Origin of the sequence: Candidatus Poriferisocius sp. (genome assembly GCF_965214065.1) — a bacterium.
Classification (GTDB): Bacteria; Actinomycetota; Acidimicrobiia; order Acidimicrobiales; family Bin134; genus Poriferisocius.
The window spans coordinates 323,465-348,732 of record NZ_CBDCAT010000026.1 but is presented as its reverse complement, the minus strand read 5'-3'; the positions used below and the strand labels follow the sequence as shown (position 1 = coordinate 348,732).

Sequence of the window (25,268 nt, the reverse complement as noted above, 5' to 3'; positions counted from 1 at the left end):
CTTTGACTTGTTGAATTCCCAAGAGGCGTTCACCGGCTGGCACCTGATCGGGTCGACGCCTGCGACACTCTGCCACGCGGAGATTGCTGCATGTCAACGCGGGCATGAGCCCCGCGTGAACATCCCAGGACAATCAGGGGCGGATCACCTCGGGGGCCCAGTTCGACTCGAAGCCGATGCCCGACAGCCATGTCTCCACCAGCTTGTTGTTCTCGGCTCTGAAGGCCTGCACCCAGTCCCACTGGTTGCCGTCCACTTTCCAGGAGCCGATGGCCACCACGTGGTCGTCCTCGGCGATGAGCCGGTATCTCAGGTCGGTGAACTCGGCCTGGCTGCACAGCGCGGCCACCTGCTGCTGGTACTCCTCGGCGGTCACCGAGCGGGTGCCCCCCATCTCGTGGCGCACATAGACTGGCCCCGCCAACTCCGGCACCAGCTCCGGGTTCTGCGCCCCCCACATCTCGTCGTACCACCGCCGCAACACGGCCTTGGTTTCCTCAGCGGTATTGGAGTCAGCCATGGCCTGAAGCTACGACAGAGCATGCGACGGTGCCGCTTTGGAGGTCGGAAAGATACTTGACCAAGTACTTGGTCAAGTTGGTAGCCTTCCCTTGCGGGCACCATGCCCGATTGGCTTCAAGAGCCCGTAGGCAAATTCGATTCGATACAGGAAAAGTTGAAGAGCAGCAAGAACATGACGCGATTGGTGAAGATAGGAGAGGCAAAAACCCACCTCTCGGCTCTATTGGCCGACGTGGAGGCTGGGGAGGACTTGGTCATTTGCCGCGGGTCCCAGCCGATAGCCCACGTCACTCGCATCGACCGAGCGCAAGAGGTCACCGAGCTGCGCGAGACGATGCGTAGGGAACGGTCTAGGCAGCAGTCGGTGACTACCTCGGAGATCCTGTCTTGGCGCCATGAAGGGCACAAGCGCTGATGGCGTTTGTGCCCGATGCCTCCGTCGCAGCGGCCTGGATACTCCCAGACGAGGCGGCGGCAGCCGCTGATCGGGCCCTTGACCGTCTCGGGCGAGACTCGGCAATGGTTCCGGGAATGTTCTGGGATGAATTGCGCAATTTGTTGCTGTCAGCAGAGCGAAGGGGACGCATCGACGAGGCCTACGCCGATGCCTCCATGACCCGTCTTCGCCGTCTTCCCATTCGCTGTCCGGGCGAGCCGGACGACCGGGACGTTATGGACTTGGCCCGGAATCATCGCCTGACTGCCTACGATGCCAGCTATCTGGCGCTAGCGATTCGGGAGGGCTGTGAACTGGCCAGCCTGGATCGACATCTGAACGAGGCGGCTGCGACCGAGGGCGTTCCGCTGTTCGAGTGAGCTGACGCAGGGCGGCAAGTGCCGCGTCGGGGGCCGAAGGCCAGTACCGTCGCAGCGTGAGCGACGCTGCCCCCGCCTCGACAACCGGGATGTTCGCGTCGCTGTCCAATCGGGAATACGCCCTGTTGTGGTGGTCGGGTTTGGTGGCGTTTCTCGCGGTCGGCATGCAGATCCTGGCCCGGGGCTGGCTGGCCATCCAGCTCACCGACAGCAATTCCAGCTTCGCCCTGGTGCTTTTGGCCTTCGGCATCGGCATGGTCACCGTGACCCCGTTCGGGGGAGTGGCCGCCGACCGCTTCCCCCGCCGGGCCCTGATCGTGGGCGCCCACGTCTTCTTGTCCCTCAGCGCCCTATGGCTCGGGATCATGGTGGTGCTGGGCCAAGAGCAGTTCTGGATGCTGTTGTTGGCGGCGCTCATCCAGGGGTCGTCGTTCGCCTTCATGGGGCCGGCCCGCATCGCCATGACCGGGGAGGTGGTGGAGCGGGAGCTGTTGTCCAACGCCATCTCGCTCACCCAGCTGACCGTGGCCAGCACCCAAACGGTTGGCCCGGCTGTGGCCGGTTTGCTGGCCGACACTCCCGGATTCGGATTGGCCGGCGTCTACCTGCTGAGCGCGGGCCTCACCGCGGTGGGCACGATCCCGGTGTTGATGCTGCCGAAGTCGCAGCCCCAGCAGAGGGAGGCTGCCAGTCCCTTTGAAGAGATCGCCGCAGGGGTTGACTACGTCCGCCGACAGCCCTATCTGCGGGTGGTGGTGATCTCCACCGCGCTCATGCTCTTGGTGGCCATGCCCTACATGGCGTTTTTGCCAAAGTTCACCGAGAGCGTGTTCGGGGTGGGGGCGCTGTGGCTGGGGGTGTTGCAGGGGGCAAACGCATTGGGCGGCACCGTCACTGCCCTGCAAGTGGCCCGTATGCGCGACAACGCCCTGCTTTGGCGGCTGCGGGTCTTCAGCTTGGCGACGGTGGCGGTTGGTGTCGGTGTCCTAGCGATGACTCCCAATCATCTGGTGGCGCTGCCGGTGCTCTTCTTGTTGGGGGGCGCGGCCACTACTTTTCAAACCGCCAACATGTCGATGTCGCTGCTGTTGGCCGAGCCGGTGTACCACGGCCGGGTGCAGAGCCTGGTCATGATCGCGTTCAGCGCCCAGAGCCTGGTCGCCTTCCCCCTCGGCGCCCTCGCCGACCAGATCGGGCTCCGCGAGATGCACGGCTACATGGCCGCAGCCACCGTGCTCGTAGTGGCGTGGTCGGTTATCGCCGGCCGCAGCGCCCGCCGCCAAACAGAGGCGGCCAGAGCCCAGGCCCAGGCGGCTAGTGGTTAGGCCCGGGCGCTGACTAGCCAGGCGGCGCCGCCCATGGTGATGCCTTCGGGGGTGCGACGGCGCTCGACCATGGCGCCCAAGGCGGCTTTGACCCGGTCGAGTACGTGTACCTCGGCGTTGTCGGGGATGGCCGCGGCGGGCAGAAGATCCAAGTAGTACCGGACCAGCTCGTCGGTGGTGCCGTCTCCGACGCTCAGCGGCAGGTCGTGGGGGATGATGTCGATGTCCACCAGCCCGGCCTCGGTGAGAGTCGAGCTGATTCTCTCGGCCGAGGCCAAAGAGAACGGCCCGGGGGCATCGGGATCCACCGACGCCGGCGGGCCCAGCACCTCGGCCACCGCCTGCCCCGGCTCGGTAACCCATGAGTTCTCGCCCGGCGAGCGCCAGCAGACGAAGCTCAACCGCCCGCCGGGCCGAAGCGCCCGCCTCAGGTTGGTGAACCCGGCCACCGGCTCCGCGAAGAACATGATCCCCATCCGCGAGTAGGCGCCGTCGAAGTGGCCGGGCTCGAACTGGTGGGCCCCCGCATCGGCCACCACGAACGAGGTGTTGTCCAAACCGGCGCCCGCGGCCCGGCGGCGGGCCTCATCGAGCATGGGGGCCGACACGTCCACCCCGGCCACATGGCCGCTGGAACCCACCAGGCGGGCCAGCTCCAGGCTGGTGGTGCCGGTGCCGCAGCCGATGTCCAGCACATGCTCGCCGGGGTCGGGATGCAGTCGGGCGATGGCGGCCTCGCCAAGGGGGGCCAGCATGGCGTCCAGGCGCTCCCGATACTCGACCCACACCGGTCCCCGGTCGTTCCAATAGCTGCGGAGTTCCTCGGCCACGTCGGTCACAGCCCAAGTCTGCCAGAAGCATTTGGTGTACAGGCACTCCATACGGCTACACGCGCTGCTGGCTTGCAGGCACTCGATACGGCTACACCCGCTGCTGGCTTGCAGGCACTCGATACGGCTACACCTGCCACACCCTTGGCGAGTCGGGCTACAGTCCTCGGCGGTGAAACCTGCTCCATTTGAATACCACGCTCCCGAGACGGTGGCCGACGTGGTTGGGCTGTTGGCCGAGCACGGAGACGACGCCAAGCCCCTGGCCGGCGGCCAGAGCCTGGTGCCCCTGCTGGCCATGCGCCTGACCCGCTTCGAGCACATCGTGGACCTGAACCGGGTGGACGAGCTGTTCGGCGTGTCGACCGACAACGGCGGGGTCCGCATCGGCGCCATGACCCGCCAGGCCGCCGTGGAAACCGACGCCGCGGTGGCCGAACGGGTGCCGCTGTTGCACCTGGCCACCCCCCACATCGGCCACTTCCAGATCCGAAACCGGGGCACCATCGGGGGCTCCATAGCCCACGCCGACCCGGCCTCGGAGTACCCCGCGGTGATGCTGGCCCTCGACGGGGTGGCTGAGATCGCGTCGGCAACGGGCATCCGGGAGGTGCCGGCCGCCGAGTTCTTCGAGTCCACGTTCATCACCGCGGTGGCCCCCGACGAGCTGCTGGTGGCCCTGCGCTTTGCGGCCTGGGACCAGCCGGCCGCCTTCGCCTTCGACGAGATCGCCCGGCGCAGCGGCGACTTCGCCCTGGCCGGCGCCGCGGTGGGCATCGGCACCGACTCGGCGGGACGCATCAACCGGGCCGCGGTGGGCATGCTGGGCGTCGGGCCCATCCCGCTGCGGGCCACGTCGGTGGAAGCGGCGCTGATGGGGCTGACCGCTGCCGAAGCCGATCCCGCAGAGATCGGGCGCCTAGCGGCCGACGACATGGACCCCATCGGTGATGTCCACGCCAGCGTCGAATACCGCCGCCAGGCCGGGTCCACCTTGGTGGGCCGGGTTCTGGCCGACGCGCTGGCGCAGGTGACCACGGAGGCCGCCAATGGCTGATCAGATTCCCCTCTCGATGACGGTCAACGGTCGTACCAGCCGAGGACTGGGCGAGCCCCGGTTGACGCTGGCCGACTTCCTCCGGGAGCAGGCCCATTGCACCGGCGTGCATCTGGGCTGCGAACATGGGGTATGCGGCTCATGCACCGTGCTGATGGACGGCGAGGCGGTGCGCTCCTGCCTGCTGTTCGCCGTGCAGGCCGATGGCGCTGACATCACCACCGTGGAGGGGCTCGCCCCCGACGACGAGACGCTCCACCCGGTGCAAGAGGCGTTCCGCGACTGCCACGGCCTCCAGTGCGGATTCTGCACCCCCGGCTTCGTGATATCGGTGGCCGCCTTCTTGGAGGCCAACCCCGATCCGTCCGACGATGAGATCCGCCACGGCATCTCCGGCAATCTGTGCCGCTGCACCGGATACCAGGGAATCGTGGCCGCCACCCGCCAAGCCGCCGCTGTCATGAAGGGAAATGAATCATGACTCAGGGAGCCGCCGCTGCCCGCTACGTGGGCCAGTCGGTCAAGCGGCTGGAGGATCCCCGCCTGGTCACCGGCCACGGCCGGTATGTGGACGACATCGTGCTGCCCGGCATGCTCCACGCGGCCTTCGGTCGCAGCGACTTGGCCCGGGCTGCCATCACCCGCCTCGACACCTCCGCGGCCGAAGCGCTCGACGGGGTCCACGCCGTGTACACCGGCGCCCACCTGAACTCCTACAACGACTCGCTGCGGGCGTCGCTGCACCCGCCCGAGTCACCCTCACCCCCGGCCAACATGCTGGCCGCCGGCGACGTGCGCTTCGTGGGCGACCCCTATGTGATGGTGGTGGCCGAGAACCGCTACATCGCCGAAGACGCCCTCGACTTGGTCGAAGTCGAGTTCGAGCCACTCGACCCGGTGGTGGACTACGAGACCGCGGCCGAATCCGAGCACCACGTCCACCCCGAACTCGGCGGCAACCTGGCCCACGACTTGCCCGTGCCCAATCCCGCCACCGAAGAGGCCTTCGAAAACGCCGCCCACACCATCACCGAGACCTGGCACCAGCACCGCCAGACCAACGTGCCCATGGAGACCCGGGGCATCGTGGCCTCCTGGCAGCCCCACGCCGGGGTGATGGAGGTGTGGTCCTCCACCCAGAGCCCCCACGAGTTGCAGCTGGTCGGGGCCCGGGTGCTGGGTATCGGCGAGCACAAGATGGTGGTCCACTTCGGCGACGTGGGCGGCGGCTTCGGCCAGAAGATGTTCCTGGGCCGCGAGGACATGGCGGTTCTGGTGGTGGCCAAGCTGCTGGGCAGCCCGGTTAAGTGGATCGAAGACCGGCGGGAGAACCTGCTGGCCTCCAACCATGCCCGCATCGAGCAGATGACCGTGAAGATGGCAGTGGGGGAGGATGGCAGCTTCCTGGCCGCCGACTTGGACCAGCTCGAAGACGACGGCGCCTACCCGCTAGGCGGCCCGGCCACTCCCGGAGCCATGGCCACCATGCTGTATCCCGGCCCCTACCGGATGGGACCGGTGAGTTGGCGGGCCCGCACGGTGTACACCAACACCTGCGGCCGGGGGGCCTACCGGGGCCCGTGGCAGATGGAGAGCGTGGCGAGGGAGCAGATGATCGACCGGGTGGCCCGGGATATCGGCATGGACCCCCTCGAGCTGCGCCGCCGCAATGTGCTGAAGCCCGAAGACCTTCCCTATCAGGTGTCCACCGGACTGTTCTTTGAGACCACCATCTCCCCAGAGCAGACCCTGGAGCAGGCCGCCGAGATGATCGGCTATGACGAGTTCCGAGCCGAACAGGCCGCGGGCCGAGAGCAGGGCCGTTACCTGGGCTTGGGCATGGCGCTATACATAGAGCCCACGTCGATGGGCATGGGGCCGCTGGGCACAGAGTCGGCCATGTTGCGGGTGGAGGTAGACGGCCATGTCAACATGTTCATGGGCACCGGCTCGCACGGCCAGAGCCTGGAGACCACCATCGCGCAGCTGGTGGCCGACGAGCTCGGAGTGCGGCCCGAAGACGTCACCCTGCATCAAGGCCACGGCTCCGGCTACGGGTTCGGCACCGGGGGCAGCCGCTCGGCGGTCATCGCCGGCAGCGCGGCCCGGGCGGCAGCATCGGGCGTGCGAGACAAGGTGGTGGCCATCGCCGCCCACCTCATGGAGGCCTCCACCGACGACTTAGAGGTGGCCGACGGAGTGATCTCGGTCAAGGGCACGCCGGCAGCCTCGATGACCATGGCCCAAGTGGCGGCCACCGCCTATCAGAACTCAGATGCGCTTCCTCCCGGCACCGAGGCCGGCCTTGAGCACACCGCCCGCTACAAGGCCCCGCCCTCCACCCACTCCAACGCCTGCCACATCTGCACCTGCGAGCTCGACCCGGGCACCGGCAAGGTCACCCTTTTGCGCTACGTGGTGAGCGAGGACTGCGGGGTGCTGATAAACCCGATGGTGGTCGACGGGCAGATCGCCGGGGGAGTGGCGCAGGGCATCGGCGGCGTGCTCTATGAGCACGCGGTGTACGACGAAAGCGGCAATCCGCTGGCGTCCACCTTCCTCGACTACCTGGTGCCCACCGCCGCCGAGGTGCCCGAGTTGGAGACTGGTCACGTAGTGGTGCCCTCCGACACCCCCGGAGGGCACAAGGGAACCGGAGAGGGCGGTGCCATAGGGGCGCCACCAGCAGTGTTCAACGCGGTGGCCGACGCCCTAGCCCCCTTCGGGGTGTACCCCAACCGTCAGCCCCTCGATCCCAACACAGTCCTGAGTCTGATCGCCTCGTCCTCAAACAGTTAGGAGTGTCAATCCAATGAGGTTCGCCCTGTTCTACGAGATCCCCGTGCCCCGTCCCTGGGACGAAGACAGCGAGCGGCGGGCCTACCAGGAGGTGCTGGAGCAGGCCATTCTCGCCGACAAACTGGGCTTCGACAGCGTGTGGACGGTGGAGCACCACTTCTTGGAGGAGTACTCCCACTGCTCCAACCCCGAGGTGCTCTACGGCGCCATCGCCGCCCGAACCGAGAACATCCGCATCGGCTACGGGGTGCGGCTGGCGCCCCAGCCCTACAACCACCCGGTGCGCTCGGCTGAGTCGGTCGCCACCTTGGACCTGATCAGCGGAGGCCGGGTGGAGTTCGGCACTGGCCGGTCAAACAGCCGGGCCGAGCTGGAGGGCTTCGGCATCGACCCCAACGAGACCCGGGCCATGTGGGTCGAGGCCGTGAATCACATCGCCGGCTGCTGGATGAACGACGAGTACAGCTTCGAGGGCGATTACTGGTCGATGCCCCGCCGCCGGGTGATCCCCAAGCCGCTCCAAAAGCCGTGCCCGCCCATGTGGGCGGCGGCGGGCAGCGATGAGACCCACCACATCGTGGGGTCAATGGGGATGGGCCTGCTGTCGTTCAGCGTGTTTGTGCCCATGCCCGACCTGAAGAACAAGATCGACATCTACCGCAGCGCTATCGCCGAGTGCGCCGAACCGGTAGGCGGTCGCATCAACAACCGGGTGGCCAGCTTCACTATGGTCCATTGCGCCCCCACCACCGAGGAGGCCTACGAGGTGGGCCGCCAGTCATTCGAGTGGTATCCCATCGCCGGATTGCAGCTCTCCGCGTCGATGCCCGCCTGGCAGGCCGACCGCAACCTCGAGTTCAACGATTTCCAATACCTCGGCGCCATCACCGAGATGCTCGACAGCGGCATGGCCGAGCAGGCCATGAACCTGGAGGGGCTGGTGGAGATGGGCACCACGCTCATCGGCGACCCCGACCAGGTGATCCGCCTGGCCAAGGGCTACGAGGAGATCGGCACCGACCTGCTGTTCTGCGCGGTGCAGCCCTATAACATCCCCCACGACAAGGTCATGGAATCCATCGAGCTCCTCGGCCGTCACGTCTTGCCGGCGTTCGACCATTAGCTCGTCGCTACCCGCCTCGGAGCCGAGCGCGCCCGGCGTTGCGTCGCCCACTGCCCGGTATGGCGTGGGGATGTGGGCTGCGGCCACCGGCATTTTCTTGTTCAGCTGGGGGCCGATCCTGGTCCGCGACAACGAGTTCGGCGCGCTGCCGTTCGCATTTTGGCGGCTATTAGGCGCCGCGGCCTGGGCGGTGGCCGCGCTGTACCTGCGGGGTGGCCGGGTCGACCGCCGGGTGCTGCGCCACTCTCTGGCCGGCGGGGTGGTGTTCACCGTCAATGCGGCCACGTTCTTCACCGCCATCAAGACCACCACGGTGGCCAACACCATGATCATCGGATCGACCGCGCCCATATTCCTCCTGTGGGCCGCCAGCCGAATATTCAAAGAGCAGATCAGCTACCGGGTGATCGTGGCCACACCGGTGGCCATCTCGGGCATGGTGTTAGTGCTGTTGGGCCGGCCCGAGGATTCCGGGGGTGCATCGCTGACCGGCGATGTGCTGGCGGTGGTGGCTGTTGTGGCCTTTGCCGGCTACCTGGTGGCTTCCAGGGTGGCCCGCACCCACTTGAGCGCCCTGGAGTACCAGGCCGGATGGTCAACCATCGCCACAGTGCTGATGCTGCCGATCGCGCTCTTGTCATTCGACCCCTTGGTAATTGCCGACGGCTGGAGCTGGGGGGTGGCCTCCACTATGGCCGTGACCGCCGGTCTGGCCCACCTGCTGGTCAACTACAGCCACCGGCATGTGTCGCTGCGGGCCATCACGCTGATGAATATGGTCGCTCCGGCGTTGGCGGTGCTGTGGGCCTGGTTCTTGTTCAACGAGCAGCTCGGCGGGTTGCAGTGGCTGGGGGTCCCCCTGGTAGTGGTTTCGGTGCTGGCGGTGGTATTGGATGAGTGAGCCAGCCTGCTGAGGGGATAAAATCACAGGTCGATCCGGGGTAGCTCAACCGGCAGAGCAAGCGGCTGTTAACCGCTAGGTTGTGAGTTCGAGTCTCACCCCCGGAGCCAAACCAGCACCAAATTGGGAGGCCCGCCCAATAGGCTGTCGGCGGGCCCGTAGCTCAGTGGTCAGAGCAGGCGACTCATAATCGCTCGGTCGCGGGTTCGATCCCCGCCGGGCCCACTTTGGCCAACTCGGGATCCTTGGTGGATTCCGGGACCTCTTCGGCTGTCGGCTCCTGCCAGCGGCGTGTCAGCCAGCCGAGGCGGTGGGCGACGTACAAGCCGATCAGAGCCAGTGCCGTGCCTACGAAGCCGTCGATCACCCAGTGGTTGCCGGTGAGCACCACGGCCACCGACATCAGCAGCGGTGAGGCCACCGCGAAGATCCTCACCGGGATCGCTCGCGTAGAGCGGAACAGCACCACGCCGGCCAGCACGTTCCATCCCACGTGGAAGCTGGGCAAAGCGGCGTACTTGTTCACCACCGACGGAGGCTGGAGGTACTTGTAGGAGGTGGACAGCTCGGCCACTGTGTCGGTGAAGCCGTCGAAGAACCGGGGTGGGGCCACCGGGAAGAAGGCGAAGAACACCAGCCCCAGCGCGCCCGAGATCAGCATGGCGTTGCGCATGAGCGTGTAGCGGTGCCGGTTGTAGTGGTACAGCAGAATCAGAGCGCCGAGGATCACCGGCCAGTGCAGCCAGATGTACACCCAGTTGAAAAAGGTGACCATCCAGTGGTAGTCGAGCACCGCCGACTGCGACCACGCCTCCAGGTCCAAGCCCAGGGTGGATTCGAAGGTGAGCAGGTCGTAGGCGTTCTTAAAAGCGGCAACTTCTGCCCCTTTGGTGAGCATCCGTACGCCGAAGTAGATGAGCGCGGCCACCGTCACGATGAAGACTTGGCCCGGGAAATAGCGCCAGCCCCGAGCGCTGCCGGCAATTTCCGGCGCAACGATGATCTTGAGCCGACGAACCATGGGTTAACTATGTTACCGAATCATTACCGACTCTTCGCAAGGAGTTCGCCTTGTGGTTGCCGGCGATCATGCAGTTCTCAGATCTCCCCTAGCCAGGCAGGGGCCCGGTCCAGCAGGAACTCGCTGATCTCGGCAACTTTGGGCATGACGCCGCCAAGGCACTCTTGACCGGTGAACATGCCATTGATCGAGACCTCCACCCGGGCCGTAATGGAGACGCTCCGCTCCGGAGCGTCGGTGACCGCGGCGTAGGCGTCGATGGCCGACACGTCCAGCGGCAGGTCCATGCCGCCGATGCCGGCCAGATCGGTGGCCAGCAGCAGCAGATCGGGTCCGTCGGGCAGCGGCGGTAGGCTCCACGACACCACCATGGGCAGTTTGAAGTCCTCGGTGGGCTCTACCCCCTCGGGTAACTCCATCACATGGTCCTCAAAACTCAGCATCACCCGGGGATCCACTTCGAGGCTGATGTGCACGTCGAGCGGGCCACCGCAGGCAGCCGACGGGTGCAGGTCCACCTCCCAGGCCTGGCGCATGGAGTAGGTCTCCACGAAATGGCGATCATCGTGGACATGGAAGCCGTGATCAGCGGCATGGTCTTTGAGATCGGCGATGAAGGTAGCGATATCGACGACAGCCAAGAATCCCACACTGCCACGAAATTAGCCGTGTTGGCTATCCAATAGCGGTTAGCGTCATCCGGTGGACGGTGACGAGATTCTGGCGGTATTCGACCGGGCGGCCACCGGCGTGGCCGAGGCGGTAGCCCGGATAGACGGCTGGAAAATGACCGGCGACCGGGAGGGCCAGTACAGCTTCGACGTTGCCGCGGACGAAGCGGCTAGGAAGGTGCTGGCCGAGGCTGGCTTCGCAGTGTTCAGCGAGGAATCGGGGTCGCATGACACCGAGCGGGACATGCTGGTGGTGCTCGATCCGGTGGACGGCTCCTCGAACGCCGCTCGGGGCCTGCCGTGGTACTCCACCAGCATGTGCGCCGTGGACTCCGAGGGGTTGCTGGCTGCACTGGTGCAGAACCTGGTGAACGGCAAAGCGTACCGAGCGATTCGGGGACGAGGGGCCACCGTCGACGGAAGGCCGCTGGCCCCGGCATCGGAGGGATACCGCCGCCGGAGGTCAGGGCCAACGTCCCAGCAGTCCCTGGGCGCGGCCACCGTGGGGCTGACCTATCTGCCCCCCCGACATCTTGGCTGGGCGCAATACCGCGTCCTGGGCTCAATCGCCCTGGATCTGTGCGCGGTGGCCGAGGGTGTTCTCGACGCCTACATCGACTGCACTCCTGAAGGCCACGCCACTTGGGACTACCTGGGCGGCGCCTTGGTGTGCGCCGAGGCTGGAGTGGCGATGGGCGAGGCATGGGGGCGAACCCTTCTGCCCGGCGACCTGTCCGAGACGCGCTCCCCGGTGGTGGCGGCAACCCCACCGCTGCTCGCCGAGGTCTTGGCCCAGCGGAGCACCTTCGGCACCCCAGATCCAGAAGGTATTGGTACGGGAGGATCCCCGTCCCCGGTCTAATCTGGCCATTGCACCGGGCGCGTAGCTCAGATGGCAAGAGCGCTTCCCTTACAAGGAAGAGGCCGGGGGTTCGAGTCCCTCCGCGCCCACCTCGTGTATGGTCTGGTTGGCTGTCGGTCAGACCTTCTTGGGATCGGGGACCCCGGCGCGAGTGCCCTCCTTGTGCTCGACAAACTCGATGAGATAGCCGTCGAAGTCCTTCACAAAGGCCACGATCACCGGCCACCGGTCAAGGTCTTGGGGTTCCATGACCGACTCGCAGCCCGCATCGATGGCCCGCTGGTAGAGGCGTTGGCAGTCAGACGTGTTGATGTAGATCTTCCACATGGCCGTGCCCATGTCGATGGGGCCCTCGTTGTCGAGGTGCTGGGCCAGCTGGAGACGTGATCCGCCATGGGGCGACTGGATTACGGCTTCATGCACGCCGGGGATCTCGGTGCGGTGCTGGAGCTCGAGCTCGCACACGTCCACCCAGAACCCCAGGGCCCGGTCCATGTCTTCCACGTTGATGCAGTACTGCGCGAGGATTTGCGTCATGTGCCCTCCTTGAGCGTGCCAGTGGCGAATCGTCGCCGGTGTGACAGTACAGTGTGATCAGCGCTCTAGTTGGTGCACACAGCCGAAGTTCGAGAGGGAGCCGACCAATGCCCAACCCCGTCGCTGGCGTTGACCAGAGCAACGCCCCGTACATCATCGTTTCATCCGATACCCACGCCGGATTGTTTGTCGAGGACTATCGCGAGTACCTCGAATCGTCGCTTCACCCCGAGTTCGATGAGTGGCTGGTCACTCGCCATCAGCACCGGGCGATGGTCGAAGAGCTCAACGGCGAGTATGTCGAGCAGTGGGAGAGCGAGAACGAGATCGGGTTGAAGGGGGCCTACGACCCGGAGATCCGCGACAAGACCCTCGACGCCGACGGGGTGGCTGGCGAGATCATCTTCGCCGACGGCGATGCGGTCACCGGAATGGAGGCTCCGCCGTTCGGGGCCGGTTTGTCGGCCGGACAGATTACCGATTCGCGGCGCGCCTGGGCCGGTGCCCGGGCTCACAACCGCTGGCTTGAGGAGTTCTGCGCCACCAATCCGCCGCGCCGTGCCGGCGTCGCCTTGGTGCCCATTACCCACGGCGTCGACGAGGCGGTGAAAGAGATCGAGTCGCTGGCCGGCAAGCCAGGTGTGCGGGGCATCATGATCCCGACCATGTGGCACGAGCACCCCTCCTACGGCCATGAGAGCTATGAACGGGTGTGGGCTGCCTGCGCCGAGGCCGGGCTCGTTGTGCACACCCACTCGGGCGAGGCCGATACTCCGTCGTACAACGAGAACATGGCCCAGTACATGCTCGAGGTCGCGTTCTGGACCCATCGCCCTTTGTGGCAGCTCCTCTTCTCCGGGGCCTTCGACCGCCATCCCAACCTGCGCTACGCGCCGGTGGAGTGCGGCTCGTGGTGGCTGGGTGACTTGCTGTTCAAGGCCGATGCCATGTTCGGGGGACGCAACTGGAAGGTCAAGAAGATGAGCTCGCGCACCAAGGACCTCATCCAGCGCCTGCCTTCGGAGTACATCGGCACCAATGTGTTTATCGGCGCTTCCACTATGAGCAAGGTCGAGCTGCGGCGGCGCTATGTCAATGGCGTCGATGCCCTGATGTGGGGCACCGACTACCCCCACCCCGAGGGAAGTTGGCCCAACACCATCGAGCGCCTCGAAACTGACTTCCAGCAAATCCCGGTAGAGGAGACTCGCCTGTTGCTCGGGCTCAACGCAGTGCGATGCTACGACCTGGATGTCGACGGACTGACCAAGATCGCCAGCCAGATCGGACCCACTCCCGAGCAGCTCAATCAAGACCTCGACCTGAGGACCGAACCCAACGCCATCCGCGAAGCCCGGTTCTGGTTCGAGGACTACAACATCGACTGGCCTGAGTAGATCGCAACATACTGAAGAAGTGACCGTGGCGGTGGTGCGCTTCGATCCGGAGGGCGGCGGTCGAATTGCCTCTCTGGAGGTGGACGGGGTTGAGCTGCTGGCCCCGCGCCAAGGCGGCGATTGGCTGAGGTGGGGGTGCTATCCGATGGTGCCTTGGGCTGGGCGCGTCCGCGACGGCCAATTCGGGTTCGACGGCGAGCAGTGCCAGTTGGAGTTGGATCTTCCTCCCCATGCCATTCACGGAGTGGGATATAGGACGGCCTGGAAGGAAGTTGAACCGGGAGTAGTTCATTTGGATCTCGACGGGCTTTGGCCATTTGGCGGTTGGGTGGAGCAACGGGTCGAGGTGTCAGATCAGTCGCTTGCCGTGGCGATGTCTGTGCACGCAACTCAGATGATGCCCGTCATGGCTGGGTGGCACCCTTGCTTTCAGCGTCGACTCTCACGGGGCGATGAAGCCGAACTCGAGTTCTCCGCCAGCTACATGTGGCAGCGGGACGCTGTGGGGATTCCGACCGGGGAGCGGGTGCCGGTTCCACCGGGTCCGTGGGACGACTGCTTCGGCGACGTTGCCGTGCCTCCGGTGGTGCGCTGGCCGGGGTTCGGGTCGATACGGCTGGAATCCAACATGACATCGTGGGTGGTGTTCGACGAGGAGCCGGACCTGGTGTGCGTAGAGCCCCAAAGCGACGCCCCTGATGCGTTCAACCGCGACCCAAAGATCCTCGAGCCGGGAGAGACGCTGGATGTATGGATGCGGATCTCGTGGGAACTCGAGTAGAAGGCCATTCCGCCGGCCGATGGCAATGGTTATAGGTTGAGGTCCTTATGGCGAGGGAGAGGCACTATTACATCGAGGCGTTTGACACGGTCGAGTTCAGTTCTTATCGGCAGTATCTGTCGCCTTTTGCTGATCGGTATACCACCGATCAGACGATCTTCGGCTTGTACTGCGGTCGCCTGTATCCGCTGAAGGCATCGCACGAAGAGGATCCGGTTCCTAGGTACTGGAAGTTGCGCAATGGCGTTCTGTTGTACGACGTTCCGGAGCAGCCGGTCGAGATTGCCGGTCCTGATGCCGTCCGAGTGCTGGAAAAGGTTCTTGTCTGCCAAGCGGAGACGCTGGGTGTAGGACGATGCCGCTACGGCCTCGCCTGCTATGAGGACGGCGCAATTGTTATGGATGGCGTGGTCATGCGGCTGGAGGCGGACCGCTACTGGTACGTCAAGGCCAATGGCGAGTTCATCAGCTGGCTCAAGGCCGCCGCCATCGGGCTTGATGCCGAGGTCTCAGATCCAGGGTCTCAGGTGCTCCAGATCCAGGGTCCGAAGTCTTTGGATGTGCTGAACGCCGCGATTGGCGGAGGACTCTCGGCTGACTTTCGGTACTTCCGAGCCGGGTTCTTCGACTTGGGCGGTCAGACACTGTGGGTTTCTCGCACCGGATGGACGGGGGAAGTGGGAATCGAGATCTACAGCAACAGTGGTTCGGAGCCCACCGACCACGATGCCCTCTGGGATCATTTGTTCGCCAGCGGCGAGCAGTTCGGCATGGAGTTCAGCACCTCGTCATCCATGGGCATTCGCCGTATCGAGGCTGGCATTTTGGACAACGGGAGCGATATTGAGCCTGATCTGACGCCGTTCAGCGCCGGCCTCGGGCACTTTGTCAACTTTGACAAGGGGGATTTCATAGGCCGAGCCGCGTTGGAGACGGCCGACCGCAGCCAGCTCTTGCTCGGGCTGGCCTGCCCGACCGCGACGCCAGAAACCTTCATGACCGTGCACTTTGAGAACGCTCCGACAGGACACATAACCATCGGCACATGGTCGCCCACCCGGGATGAAGGAGTCGGCTACGTGCGCTTCGATCGGCCGTTGCCCGGGGACGAGTGGGTGGGCAAGAGAGTCCAGTTGCAAGATCATGACGGCGAGCTGCACGAGGCCTCTGTGGAGTTGCTGCCCTTCATTGACAAGGAGAAGCAACTGCCCCGAGCTGTGTGGAACCAGTGAGTGCCAGAGCAGGGGGTCGGCAGCTGAGTACGCGGTCTTGGATCAAGAATTCCGCGAAGAACCGACGCCGACGCCTGGATCCGCTCCATGGAGATGCTGGTCGATATCGTGGAACCAGACTTGGCCTCGTTGCTCAGGCCACTTCGACGGACGTGGCCACGATTGTCCTGCGGTCGTAGCGGGCAACTTCGCCGGCAAGCTCTACCTGGGCCTCGCGCATGTCAGGGTCGAATGATGAGGCTCCGACCCGGAAGGTGAAGAGGCCCGGCTCAGTGATGAGCTCCATATCCAGGCCATGGAACGCCAAACGGCTGGGATGGATGGTGAAAGTGACGGTGCGGGTCTGGCCCGCGGGGATAGACACCCGGGCGAATCCGATCAGCTCGCGAATGGGCCGGGCCACACACGCCACCTCATCTGTGGCGTAAAGCTGAACCACCTCGTCTCCATCGCGCTGACCGGAATTGGTAACCGGCACCGAAATCTCGGTTGCTGAGGTGGTCGACCCTGGGGCCACCGTCAGCTCGCCGTATTCGAAGGAGGTGTAGGACAGGCCATAGCCGAACCAGTACCGCGCTTGGGTACTGCGGTCGACGTAGTCCCCATAGAACTCTGATCGATCCCCCCGCCGTCGCATGTCATGGTGTAGCGGCACCTGCCCGACGTGCCTGGGAATCGTGACGGGGAGGCGGCCGGCCGGGTTGACCTCGCCGACCAACACGTCGGCTATGGCGCCGCCTCCCTCCTCGCCGGGCAGGATCGACCACAGCAACGCGTCAGCTGCTTCCGACTCCTCTTCGAGGGTGTGAACCCTTCCGCTGATCACCACGACGACGGTCGGAGTTCCGGTGGCGATCACCTTGGCGACCAGCTGCGACTGCACTCCCGGCAGTCCTAGATCGGTGGCGTCGCGCGCTTCGCCCACGGTGGAATCCGCCACTAGGCCCGATCGAGCTCCCACACATACCACGGCCACGTCGGCTGCCGCCGCGGCCTCGACCGCCGCGGCGATGCCAGAGATGTCGCGGCCCGCGTCGGCGCATCCGGGTACGTGGACGATCTCGTTGTGGGGCAGGGCATCTCGAAGGCCGCCAACCGGCGTCACATGGGGAGTGAAGTGCGGGCCAGGCGAAAACCGGCCTCCCGCCTCGGGAAGCTGATCGGCGTCCATGTCGGCTCCGATACCCCCCAACGCTTCGGTCACGGCCTCGGTGCGTCCCTGATAGATGATCTCCAGATGCGCCGGATAGTGATAGTCGCCTTGAAGCAGCCGCGGATCATCGGCGTGGGGGCCGATCACCGCCAGTCGGGATATCGAAGGATCAAGGGGTAAAACACCCTCGTTCTTAAGCAAGATCACCCCCTCGGCCGCGGCCCGCCGAGCAAGGACCCGCTGCTCAGGCGTATCGAAGACCGCGAGAGCGGCATCGGCGTCCACGTAAGGGTTCTCAAAAAGCCCGAGCTGGAATTTCTGGGCCAGCACCCGGGCACAGGATTCGTCGATGAGCGTCTCGTCGATGCGGCCTTCACGCACCGCTTCTGGGAGGTGCTTGTAGCAGTCGAGAGCCGGCAGTTCGATGTCCAGTCCGGCAGAGAGGGCTTGAATCGCAGACTCAGCCGCGTCGTGGGCCGTCATGTGGTTGAAATGCAGCTGAAGGACGGCGAAATAGTCGGCCACCACCGTCCCCTCGAAGCCCAGTTCCCCGCGCAGAAGATCGGTAAGCAGCCTTTTGCTGGCGGCGACCGGTTCTCCGTCGATCGACGAATAGCTGTTCATGATCGAGGCCAAGCCGGCTTCGCGAATGGCCGCGGCGAACGGCTCGGCATACACCTCGCGAAGTTCCCGCTCGCCGATGTGCACCGGGGCTTGATTTCGGCCTCCCAAGGAATAGCCGTAGCCGAGGAAGTGCTTTCCCGTGCAGACCACGCCGTTGGCCAGATTGTCGGTCTGAAGCCCCCGCACGTAGGCGGTTCCCATCCGGGCGCAGAGTTCGGGAGACTCCCCATAGGTCTCTTCGACCCGACCCCATCGGGGGTCGCGGGCCACATCAAGCACCGGCGACAGGTTGTGGCGGGCGCCGACTGCGGTCATCTGGGTGCGAATCACCTCAGCAACCTCGGCCATCAACTCGACATTCCAGGTGGCGGCCAGTCCCAACCCCTGGGGGAAAGTGGTGGCGCCGCGGTGCAGGAACCCTCCGACCCCCTCTTCGTGGATAACCATGGGGATTCCCAGCCGGGTGCGCTCCACCAGAATCTGCTGGATCGAGTTGCCCAGATGGGCCGATTCGTTCGCCAACAGTCCGGTGCTGGCGCCGATGCGGGTGACCTGTCCGATGCCGTTGGCCAGAACCTCCGCGGCATGATCGGCGTCGAACACCTCATCTCTAACGACTGCGGTGAGCCAGACTGCGCCAAGCTGGGCGATTTTCTCCTCAAGCGTCATGCAGCCCAAGAGATCAGCCACGCGGTCGCCTATTGCGGCGTGCGGGTCGCGGTATACCTCGGTCATTTCTGCCTCCTCATGCATAGGTCTAGGCGAGTTCACATCGCCGAGGTGAATCCGCCCATCTGCTTAGGATCGGCGTCGAAGGATCGCACCATGGCGTGAAGCGAATAGGAAGCCACTAGCCGGCCGTCCTGGGAAAAGATGCGTCCCTGGCCCTGCACGTGGCCGCGTCCGGCGTAGATGGCTGGATTCTCGTAGAGGTGCCATTCGGCAGCATCGGCGTCATCGTGAAAGGACATGTCGACGGCCATGGGACCGGTTGACAGGGTCTTGTGAGCCAAGGCCTCGGTGATGCCCTGGAAAGGCCGCATCGACGCGCCGATGGTGTAGTGGGTAGTGGCCTGGGCCAATAGGGCAGCCTGCATGGCAGGGGCCTCGGGCCGATCGCGGTAGCGCATCCACACGAGCAGCTCCGGGGGACCCACATCGTCGGGGTCGAAGTTGTAAGCGCCGTCCACCACCCGGATGTCTCGCCCGATCACCTGGAAGTCCCGCAGAGGGCACTCCAGCGGACCGGGGACATCAGGCATCTCCGCGGTCACTCGATAGACGTCTTCGGCACCGCTGTCGAGCAAAACCAAGCCCACAGAGCACAACTTGTCGTGCTGAACGATGCGGGTCTCCACGGTGGAATAGGTTCGGCCTTGGTGCAGCACGTCCACCTCGACAGCCAGCGGGGAGTCGAACCGGGCCGCTCGGGTGAACACCATAGAAGCCGACACCACCCGTTGGTCGGGCACGGTCTTGGACGCCGCCACAATGGCCTGGCCCAAGAGCTGGCCGCCCTCGATCACCTGTCGGGGTCGAAAGCGGTCGGGAATCTCCACGAACGTGCCCAACGGCGGGTCGGGGAAAGAGGGGCTGATGAACCGCCGGTCACCGTCGGGCACCACGTCGATCAACCGGGCCAGATCGGCGGCGGTGCCCCAAACCGGGAAGCGATAGGCCACGACATCGCCGTCATCTTCTTCGACCGCTTCCAAGAGTTCGAGCCGCACCCGATCGGTGTAAAAGGCGACATAGCCACTTAGCCCGGCCACCTCAGGGAACGGGTTGGGGTAGGCCCACACCACGTTTTCCTCGGTTTGATCTCCGACGGTGAGTGACCAATAGTCGGCCTCGCCCTTGAAAGGGCACACTGTGTGGAGATCGGTCTCGGTGAAATGCTCCCAGGCGACATCACCGATGGGAAAGTAGAGCTGGTCTTGGTGATCCGACTCCTTGACAATCAAGCATGAGTCGCTCTCGGCCACCACCGTGCCGTTGAAAGTTGCCCGGCCTTGCCCCGCCCATGGCACCAAGTCGATTGCATAGCCGGGGTAGCGGCCCCATGCGGATTCAATCTCGCTCATGTTGAGACTGTATTGGTAGCGTCGCCGCGAGCGGGTAGTGGCAGGAAGAGGCAGCTCATGGTCCAACCGATGCAGGGCATACGTATCCTGGATGTGGCCGATCACACGTTTGTCCCCGCGGCCTCCGCGGTGCTGGCCGACTGGGGCGCCGACGTCATAAAGATTGAGCACGCTAAGCGGGGCGACGCCGCTCGGGGGCTGGCATCGAGCGGAGCGCTCGACCTCACCGGGCAGGTGCACGCCATCCTGGAACACGCCAACCGGGGCAAGCGCAGTCTTGGCCTCGATCTCCAGACGGAGGAGGGGATGGCAGTGCTGCACCGGCTGATCGCCATCTCCGATGTATTCCTCACCAACAAGCCGCCCAACGTGCGTGAGCGACTGCACATCACCGAGGAGGAGGTTCGACCCCACAACGAGAACATCGTCTACGCCGCGGGAACCGCGTGGGGCCACAAGGGTCCGGAAGCCGATAGGGGCGGTTACGACATGACCTCGTTCTGGGTGAGGTCGGGGGCCGCGTTGGGCACCTGGTACACAGACGACGAGCGCATGCCGTCGCAGCCCGGGCCGGCTTTTGGCGACTCGATCGGGGCGATGACCATCGCGGGCGGGATCGCCACCGCGCTGTTCCACCGCCAGCGAACCGGCGAGGCCATTTCCCTGGAAGTGTCGCTGCTCGGGACCGGCTTGTGGGCCATGGGGGCGGGCGTGGCCATGTCGCATGTGAACAACACGCCGTGGCGCCCGGTCGACCTAAGCGGGCTCACCCAGCCGCTGCTCGGCAACTATGTCACCTCCGACGGTTACACCATCAACATCACCTGCCTTCAGCCCCTTCCGTACTGGCAGGAGTTCTGCCGGGTGATCGACCGCCCAGAGCTGATCGACGACGAGCGATTCGCCACCTACGAGGCGCTGATGGCCAACGCCGGCCCGGCTCGCGCCATCGTGAGCCAAGTGGTCACCAGCCGGACCCTGGACGAGATCCGGGAGCTGTTCGACAACTTCTCCGGCCAATGGACACCGGCGCTCGACACACTGGAAATCATGGACGATCCCCAGGTGCAGGCCAACGGCTATGTCCAAGATGCGGTAAACGAAGAGGGGATTCCGTTCAAGCTGGTGGCGGTCCCTGTCCAGTTCAACGGTGAGCCCGCCGCACCGGGTCGGGCGCCGGGTTTCAACGAGCACGGCGACGAGATCCTCACTGAGAACTTGGGCATGGACTGGGACGACGTTGTCGACCTCAAGGTGAAGGGCGTGGTCACTTGAGACGGTTAGGGTGAACAGCCGTGGAACCTGACGTGCAAGCACTGGCCGACGAGCGAGCAGTGATCAACCTCGTATCGCAATACTGCTGGTCGCTCGATACCAAGGACTTCGAGGAACTGCGCAACGTATTCACCCCCGACGCGTTCGCGATTTTGGGCGGCACGGAGTGCCATGGCATCGACGCCATCATCAAGCGCATATCGAGCGCCCTCACCCGGCTCGACGTCAGCCACCACCTGGTTGGCAGCCATATTGTCGAGGTAGATGGCGACCAGGCATCACACAGGTGCTACCTCCAGGCCCAGCACGTATTGAAGGGCACTGAGGGCGGAGACCTGTGGATGGTGGCGGGAACCTACGAAGACCAGTTAGTGCGTACCCCCGACGGGTGGCGCATCAAACAGCGCATCCTCAGCCGGGTATGGACCGAGGGAAACCCCAACGTGGCCGCTCCCGACCTTCGACCCGAACAGCAGCAACCCGGAGGTGCCCAATGAGAGCTGCGGTGGTTTATCAGGCCGGAGCGCCAATTGATGTTGTCGAGTTCACCTCGGGATCTGTGGGTCCCCACGATGTGCGGGTCAGAGTCGGGGCAAGCGGGCTGTGTCACTCCGATGTTGCCGTGCAAACTGGAGACTTGCCGTTCCCACTCCCGATGATTCTCGGCCACGAAGGAGCAGGCGTGGTCGAAGAGATAGGAGCCGATGTCACCACCTGCCAGGTGGGTGACCATGTGGTGCTGTCAGCCTTGATCCACTGCGGGGTGTGCCGGAACTGCCTTAAGGGCCGTCCGAACCTGTGCTCAGCGAACCTGGACTTGACGTTCCCCGGAACCGATGCCGCCGATGGTGCAACCCGGATGGCTGATTCGCAAGGCAGGGGCCTCTATCAGTTCTCGGCCATCGGCACCTTGTCTGAAGAACTGGTCTGCAACGAGCGGCGCGCCATACCGATTCCCAAAGATGTTCCGCTGGAGGTCGCGGCCATGACGGGTTGCGGCGTGTTGACCGGGACCTCGGCAGTCTTCAACCGGGCCAAGGTCCAACCCGGCTCCACGGTAGTTGTGATCGGCTGCGGCGGCGTGGGACTCAACGTCATTCAGGGCGCTGTGCTCGCCGGAGCCAGCATGATCATCGGGGTTGACTTGCACGAAGACAAGTTGGCCATGGCCCAGGGCTTTGGCGCCACCAATCTCGTCAAGAACGAGAGTGCTGAAGCCACCGTGGCGCAGATCTTCGAGCTCACTGGGGGTGAGGGCGCCGACTATGCCTTTGAAGTGGTCGGCATCCCCGCGCTGGTTCGCCTGGGGTGGGACTGCCTCCGCCAGGACGGCACTGTGGTGGCTATCGGCGTCCAAGCGGCCGGTGCACTTACCGAGCTCCCCGGCCTCGAATTCTGCATGACAGAGAAAACCCTCATGGGCTGTGTGTACGGCACATCCCGTCCCACCGCTGATATTCCGATGCTGGTGGAGATGTACCGCCAAGGCCAGCTCGAGATCGAAAAGCTCATTACCCACCGGTTCGACCTCGAAGAGATCAACGGTGCCGTCGACAAGATGGAAGACGGCCACAACGCCCGTGGCGTGGTTGTGTTCTGAATGGAGGCAGCATGATCTCCAGGAGGTGGCGGCATGAGACTTGATGGCAAGGTGGCAATTGTCACCGGGGCGGGTGGTGCCGGTGTCGGAGGGTTGGGGGTTGTTTACGCCCAAGCTCTGGCCGCTGAGGGCGCGGCGGTGGTCGTCTCGGATGTCGACGGCGAGGCAGCGGTCCGCACTGCTGAGAGCATCGCATCGACCGGAGCTCAAGCTATCGGGGTTCGGTGCGACGTCACGTCGGGGGAGGACGTCGATGCCATGGTGCGGGCCGCCACCGATACGTTCGGCGGGGTGGACATCCTGGTCAACAACGCTGGGTTGGCTCGAGGCAAGTGGAGCGAGGCGCTAATCCTCTCAGCTGAAGAGTGGATGGAGATCCTGGCTGTCAACACTGTCGCGCCAATCATGTGCGCCAAGGCCTGCCGGGCGACGATGAGCGGCCGAGGAGGGGGCGTCATCGTGAACCAGTCGTCCAACGGCGCGTTTATCGATGCCGGTGCCTATACGGTTTCGAAGCTGGCCCTCAACGGCGTCACCAAGGTGCTCGCCGATGAATTCTCCGATGACAACATCAGGGTGAACGGCATTGCACCGGGGGTGATGACCGCCAAGCTCCCGCAGGAGCAGGTGGAGAGGTTGCTGGCCCGCCAAACCATTCGCCGGCCAGGCCAACCCCAAGACCTCGTCGGACTGCTGGTGTTCTTGTGCTCCGATGAATCGAGCTTCATGAACGGCCAGACCGTGGTGATCGACGGCGGCATGGCTCGTATCACCAAGTAGGGATCAATGCGCTCAGCCTGACGACCGGCAGGGGAGTGGGGCAGACTTGGGGGATGTCCAGCACCGAGCTCGTTATCGACGTCGACACCCATGTGACTGAACCTCCAGACACGTTTGTCTCTCGGGTTCCCGCCCGGTTGAAAGACCGGGTGCCCCGAGTGGAGCGCACCGAGGAGGGAAAGGACCATTGGTTCGTGGGAGGCGAGGTGTTCTCGTCGGTGGGCATGACCGCGGTGGCCGGGTGGCCCGAGCCATTTCCCGCGGGCCCTTCGGTGTTCGAGGAGATCCACCCCGCCGCCTATGACGCCAGTGAGCGGCTGAAGCTCATGGACGAGCAGGGGATCTGGGCCCAGGTGCTATATCCCAATGTCGGAGGATTCGGCGCGCAGCACTTCTTGAAGCTGAAAGACCGCGAGTTGATGCTGGCCTGCGTGCAGGCCTACAACAACTTTCAGCTGGACTGGACCTCGCCCGACCCCCGCCGGTTCGTGGCTGTCATCTCTACTCCCTTCTGGGATATCGATGACACAGTGGCGGAGGTCGCCCGGTGCGCCGAACTCGGCCACCGTGCCGTCCTGTTCACCGGGGAGCCGCAGCGGTTCGGTCTGCCCTTGCTCGGCGACCCCCACTGGGATCCGCTGTGGTCGGTGGCCCAGGAGGCTGGATTGCCCATCAGCTTCCACATCGGCAGCGGCGACACCACGACCGGGTTCACTCCTGAGCGGATGGCAGCTCACGGCAAGCCTTCGACGTATGCCTACGCGTCGCTGGAGATGTTCCTCAAGAACGGTATCCAGCTCACCGACCTATTGGGATCCGGCGTACTGCCCCGTTACCCCGACCTCAAGTTCGTGTCGGTGGAGAGCGGCATCGGCTTCATCCCCTTCGTGCTCGAGGCGGTTGACCACTCATTCAACGAGTGCGGTGGACTCGACCATGCCCCCAACTTCGAGATGCTTCCCAATGAGTACTTCCGCCGCCAGGTCTATGCCTGCTACTGGTTCGAGGAGACCGCCCCCCAGCGGCTGCTCGACAAGATCGGCGTCGACAACGTGCTATTCGAGACCGACTTCCCCCACCCGACCTGTCTTTACGGCAACGTTCGGGAGCGGATCGAGGCTTCGCTTGCCGGCCACTCCGAAGAAGTGCGGCGCAAACTCCTGTGGGAGAACGCAGCCGCTCTCTACCGAATTGAGGGGCCAGATAGCTAGCCAGCCATGGCGTCCAATTGGCCCAAGACCAACTCTCTTAGGTTGCGAAGCCGGGACTGGACGTTGGTCTGGCTTAGCGGTGAGCCGGCGACCGCCAGACTGCAAAGACCGCTGGTGGCCGCATCAGTGAGTGCCATCAGACGGTCGGATGTCTCTCGGTCGGACTGGGATCCGAAGAATGCGGCACAAGCATCCGCGAGCCCCCGGAATTCCCGAGCGTCATACCATTCCGCTAGCTCGTCCGATCGTTCCTCCATGGCGTAGTAGGAACTGAATGCTGCGCAGTAGCGGAATGCGGATTCCTGCGACGGATATGCCGCAAAGAGGGCATCCAGGCAGTGGCGGGCCGCGTCGAGCCCGCTGACCCCGGATGGAACTCCTGCTCGTGTGGCCTCGAGTATCGACTCCAGCATGTTGCCGTACACCTCGAAGGCGATTGCTCCGCACTCGGGAAAGTGGCGGTAGACGGTAACGCGGCTCACAGCCGCCTGGTCGGCAATCTCTCCCATGGTCGTGGAGGCGATACCCTGACTCAAGAACAAGACTCGGCCCGCCTCGATAATTGCCGAACGACTATGGGTGTTCAGGCTTTCATGGTCGGAGCGGTACTTTCTGAGCTTGCTAGAGGTTCCCATGCATGCGACTCTACACGGAAAAGAAGCGATAT

The 25,268-nt window shown here is 64.5% G+C and carries 25 protein-coding genes and 3 tRNA genes; 20 read left to right on the top strand and 8 right to left on the bottom strand.

What is annotated here, in order from left to right; translation table 11 throughout:
• Nucleotides 1-133 precede the first annotated feature (133 nt).
• On the bottom strand, nucleotides 134-520 hold the full coding sequence (locus tag ACOOGG_RS05900) for a hypothetical protein (protein WP_420433252.1): 387 nt from the start codon (nucleotides 518-520) through the stop codon (nucleotides 134-136).
• A 174-nt stretch (nucleotides 521-694) separates the two neighbouring features.
• On the opposite strand from ACOOGG_RS05900, the gene ACOOGG_RS05895 reads away from it, so the two are divergent.
• The 3 genes from ACOOGG_RS05895 to ACOOGG_RS05885 are packed head-to-tail and all read left to right on the top strand — an operon-like array spanning nucleotide 695 to nucleotide 2,663.
• Entirely contained in the window at nucleotides 695-937 is a 243-nt protein-coding gene (locus tag ACOOGG_RS05895) for a type II toxin-antitoxin system Phd/YefM family antitoxin (RefSeq protein WP_420433250.1), read from the top strand.
• Nucleotides 937-1,338, top strand: coding sequence for a type II toxin-antitoxin system VapC family toxin (locus ACOOGG_RS05890; protein ID WP_420433248.1), 402 nt, complete (start codon nucleotides 937-939; stop codon nucleotides 1,336-1,338). The genes ACOOGG_RS05895 and ACOOGG_RS05890 overlap by 1 nt, the downstream gene beginning before the upstream one ends.
• A 56-nt stretch (nucleotides 1,339-1,394) precedes the next feature.
• Nucleotides 1,395-2,663, top strand: coding sequence for an MFS transporter (locus ACOOGG_RS05885; protein WP_420433246.1), 1,269 nt, complete (start codon nucleotides 1,395-1,397; stop codon nucleotides 2,661-2,663).
• On the opposite strand, the gene ACOOGG_RS05880 is transcribed toward ACOOGG_RS05885, so the two are convergent.
• Nucleotides 2,660-3,502 (bottom strand): class I SAM-dependent methyltransferase, encoded by an 843-nt coding sequence (locus tag ACOOGG_RS05880; protein WP_420433244.1) that lies wholly within the window; start codon nucleotides 3,500-3,502, stop codon nucleotides 2,660-2,662. The two genes, ACOOGG_RS05885 and ACOOGG_RS05880, sit on opposite strands and share 4 nt — an antisense overlap.
• Nucleotides 3,503-3,665: 163 nt before the next feature.
• On the opposite strand from ACOOGG_RS05880, the gene ACOOGG_RS05875 reads away from it, so the two are divergent.
• The 7 genes from ACOOGG_RS05875 (at nucleotide 3,666) to ACOOGG_RS05845 (ending at nucleotide 9,598) form a co-directional block, all read left to right on the top strand.
• Nucleotides 3,666-4,550, top strand: a complete 885-nt coding sequence (locus ACOOGG_RS05875) for an FAD binding domain-containing protein (protein WP_420433242.1) — start codon at nucleotides 3,666-3,668, stop codon at nucleotides 4,548-4,550.
• On the top strand, nucleotides 4,543-5,031 hold the full coding sequence (locus tag ACOOGG_RS05870) for a (2Fe-2S)-binding protein (RefSeq protein WP_420433240.1): 489 nt from the start codon (nucleotides 4,543-4,545) through the stop codon (nucleotides 5,029-5,031). The genes ACOOGG_RS05875 and ACOOGG_RS05870 overlap by 8 nt, the downstream gene beginning before the upstream one ends.
• Nucleotides 5,028-7,349: a xanthine dehydrogenase family protein molybdopterin-binding subunit gene (locus tag ACOOGG_RS05865; protein ID WP_420433238.1), complete on the top strand. Its 2,322-nt coding sequence runs from the start codon at nucleotides 5,028-5,030 to the stop codon at nucleotides 7,347-7,349. Before ACOOGG_RS05870 ends, ACOOGG_RS05865 begins: the two co-directional genes overlap by 4 nt.
• A gap of 13 nt (nucleotides 7,350-7,362) precedes the next feature.
• A complete protein-coding gene (locus ACOOGG_RS05860; protein ID WP_420433236.1) occupies nucleotides 7,363-8,472 on the top strand; it encodes an LLM class flavin-dependent oxidoreductase in 1,110 nt (369 codons plus the stop codon).
• 70 nt (nucleotides 8,473-8,542) lie between these two features.
• Nucleotides 8,543-9,373, top strand: a complete 831-nt coding sequence (locus ACOOGG_RS05855) for a DMT family transporter (protein WP_420433234.1) — start codon at nucleotides 8,543-8,545, stop codon at nucleotides 9,371-9,373.
• 34 nt (nucleotides 9,374-9,407) lie between these two features.
• Nucleotides 9,408-9,483 (top strand) — tRNA-Asn (locus ACOOGG_RS05850).
• 42 nt (nucleotides 9,484-9,525) lie between these two features.
• Nucleotides 9,526-9,598: transfer RNA gene (locus ACOOGG_RS05845), tRNA-Ile, on the top strand.
• On the opposite strand, the gene ACOOGG_RS05840 is transcribed toward ACOOGG_RS05845, so the two are convergent.
• Nucleotides 9,558-10,271, bottom strand: a complete 714-nt coding sequence (locus ACOOGG_RS05840) for a phosphatase PAP2 family protein (RefSeq protein ID WP_420433394.1) — start codon at nucleotides 10,269-10,271, stop codon at nucleotides 9,558-9,560. The two genes, ACOOGG_RS05845 and ACOOGG_RS05840, sit on opposite strands and share 41 nt — an antisense overlap.
• Nucleotides 10,272-10,471: 200 nt before the next feature.
• Nucleotides 10,472-11,035 carry a hypothetical protein gene (locus ACOOGG_RS05835; RefSeq protein WP_420433232.1) on the bottom strand — a complete coding sequence of 188 codons (564 nt, stop codon included), beginning with the start codon at nucleotides 11,033-11,035 and terminating at the stop codon, nucleotides 10,472-10,474.
• A gap of 61 nt (nucleotides 11,036-11,096) precedes the next feature.
• On the opposite strand from ACOOGG_RS05835, the gene ACOOGG_RS05830 reads away from it, so the two are divergent.
• Entirely contained in the window at nucleotides 11,097-11,927 is an 831-nt protein-coding gene (locus ACOOGG_RS05830; RefSeq protein ID WP_420433230.1) for an inositol monophosphatase family protein, read from the top strand.
• Nucleotides 11,928-11,942: 15 nt separating this feature from the next.
• Nucleotides 11,943-12,016: transfer RNA gene (locus ACOOGG_RS05825), tRNA-Val, on the top strand.
• Nucleotides 12,017-12,044: 28 nt separating this feature from the next.
• Here the strand turns inward: ACOOGG_RS05825 and ACOOGG_RS05820 are convergent.
• Nucleotides 12,045-12,464 carry a VOC family protein gene (locus tag ACOOGG_RS05820; protein ID WP_420433228.1) on the bottom strand — a complete coding sequence of 140 codons (420 nt, stop codon included), beginning with the start codon at nucleotides 12,462-12,464 and terminating at the stop codon, nucleotides 12,045-12,047.
• A 107-nt stretch (nucleotides 12,465-12,571) separates the two neighbouring features.
• On the opposite strand from ACOOGG_RS05820, the gene ACOOGG_RS05815 reads away from it, so the two are divergent.
• Genes ACOOGG_RS05815 through ACOOGG_RS05805 form a run of 3 tightly spaced genes read left to right on the top strand, consistent with a single transcriptional unit; the run spans nucleotide 12,572 to nucleotide 15,874 of the window.
• Nucleotides 12,572-13,861, top strand: coding sequence for an amidohydrolase family protein (locus ACOOGG_RS05815; protein ID WP_420433226.1), 1,290 nt, complete (start codon nucleotides 12,572-12,574; stop codon nucleotides 13,859-13,861).
• 19 nt (nucleotides 13,862-13,880) lie between these two features.
• Nucleotides 13,881-14,642, top strand: coding sequence for an aldose 1-epimerase (locus ACOOGG_RS05810; protein ID WP_420433224.1), 762 nt, complete (start codon nucleotides 13,881-13,883; stop codon nucleotides 14,640-14,642).
• Between the two features lie 47 nt (nucleotides 14,643-14,689).
• On the top strand, nucleotides 14,690-15,874 hold the full coding sequence (locus ACOOGG_RS05805) for an aminomethyltransferase family protein (protein WP_420433222.1): 1,185 nt from the start codon (nucleotides 14,690-14,692) through the stop codon (nucleotides 15,872-15,874).
• Between the two features lie 133 nt (nucleotides 15,875-16,007).
• Here ACOOGG_RS05805 and ACOOGG_RS05800 read toward each other — a convergent pair whose 3' ends face one another.
• Together ACOOGG_RS05800 and ACOOGG_RS05795 are read right to left on the bottom strand one after the other, a co-directional pair.
• Nucleotides 16,008-18,386: a beta-glucosidase gene (locus tag ACOOGG_RS05800; RefSeq protein ID WP_420433220.1), complete on the bottom strand. Its 2,379-nt coding sequence runs from the start codon at nucleotides 18,384-18,386 to the stop codon at nucleotides 16,008-16,010.
• Between the two features lie 32 nt (nucleotides 18,387-18,418).
• Nucleotides 18,419-19,735: a DUF427 domain-containing protein gene (locus ACOOGG_RS05795; protein WP_420433218.1), complete on the bottom strand. Its 1,317-nt coding sequence runs from the start codon at nucleotides 19,733-19,735 to the stop codon at nucleotides 18,419-18,421.
• Between the two features lie 57 nt (nucleotides 19,736-19,792).
• On the opposite strand from ACOOGG_RS05795, the gene ACOOGG_RS05790 reads away from it, so the two are divergent.
• From ACOOGG_RS05790 to ACOOGG_RS05770, 5 genes are read left to right on the top strand one after another with little or no spacing between them, the layout of a single operon-like run.
• A complete protein-coding gene (locus ACOOGG_RS05790; protein ID WP_420433216.1) occupies nucleotides 19,793-21,010 on the top strand; it encodes a CaiB/BaiF CoA transferase family protein in 1,218 nt (405 codons plus the stop codon).
• 20 nt (nucleotides 21,011-21,030) lie between these two features.
• Complete coding sequence (locus tag ACOOGG_RS05785) at nucleotides 21,031-21,507, top strand: nuclear transport factor 2 family protein (RefSeq protein ID WP_420433214.1); 477 nt, start codon at nucleotides 21,031-21,033, stop codon at nucleotides 21,505-21,507.
• A complete protein-coding gene (locus ACOOGG_RS05780) occupies nucleotides 21,432-22,610 on the top strand; it encodes a zinc-binding dehydrogenase (RefSeq protein WP_420433212.1) in 1,179 nt (392 codons plus the stop codon). The genes ACOOGG_RS05785 and ACOOGG_RS05780 overlap by 76 nt, the downstream gene beginning before the upstream one ends.
• A gap of 33 nt (nucleotides 22,611-22,643) precedes the next feature.
• Complete coding sequence (locus ACOOGG_RS05775; RefSeq protein ID WP_420433210.1) at nucleotides 22,644-23,390, top strand: SDR family NAD(P)-dependent oxidoreductase; 747 nt, start codon at nucleotides 22,644-22,646, stop codon at nucleotides 23,388-23,390.
• A gap of 53 nt (nucleotides 23,391-23,443) precedes the next feature.
• Complete coding sequence (locus tag ACOOGG_RS05770; protein ID WP_420433208.1) at nucleotides 23,444-24,601, top strand: amidohydrolase family protein; 1,158 nt, start codon at nucleotides 23,444-23,446, stop codon at nucleotides 24,599-24,601.
• Here ACOOGG_RS05770 and ACOOGG_RS05765 read toward each other — a convergent pair.
• On the bottom strand, nucleotides 24,598-25,236 hold the full coding sequence (locus tag ACOOGG_RS05765) for a TetR/AcrR family transcriptional regulator (RefSeq protein ID WP_420433206.1): 639 nt from the start codon (nucleotides 25,234-25,236) through the stop codon (nucleotides 24,598-24,600). The genes ACOOGG_RS05770 and ACOOGG_RS05765 overlap by 4 nt on opposite strands.
• Between the last annotated feature and the right edge of the window lie 32 nt (nucleotides 25,237-25,268).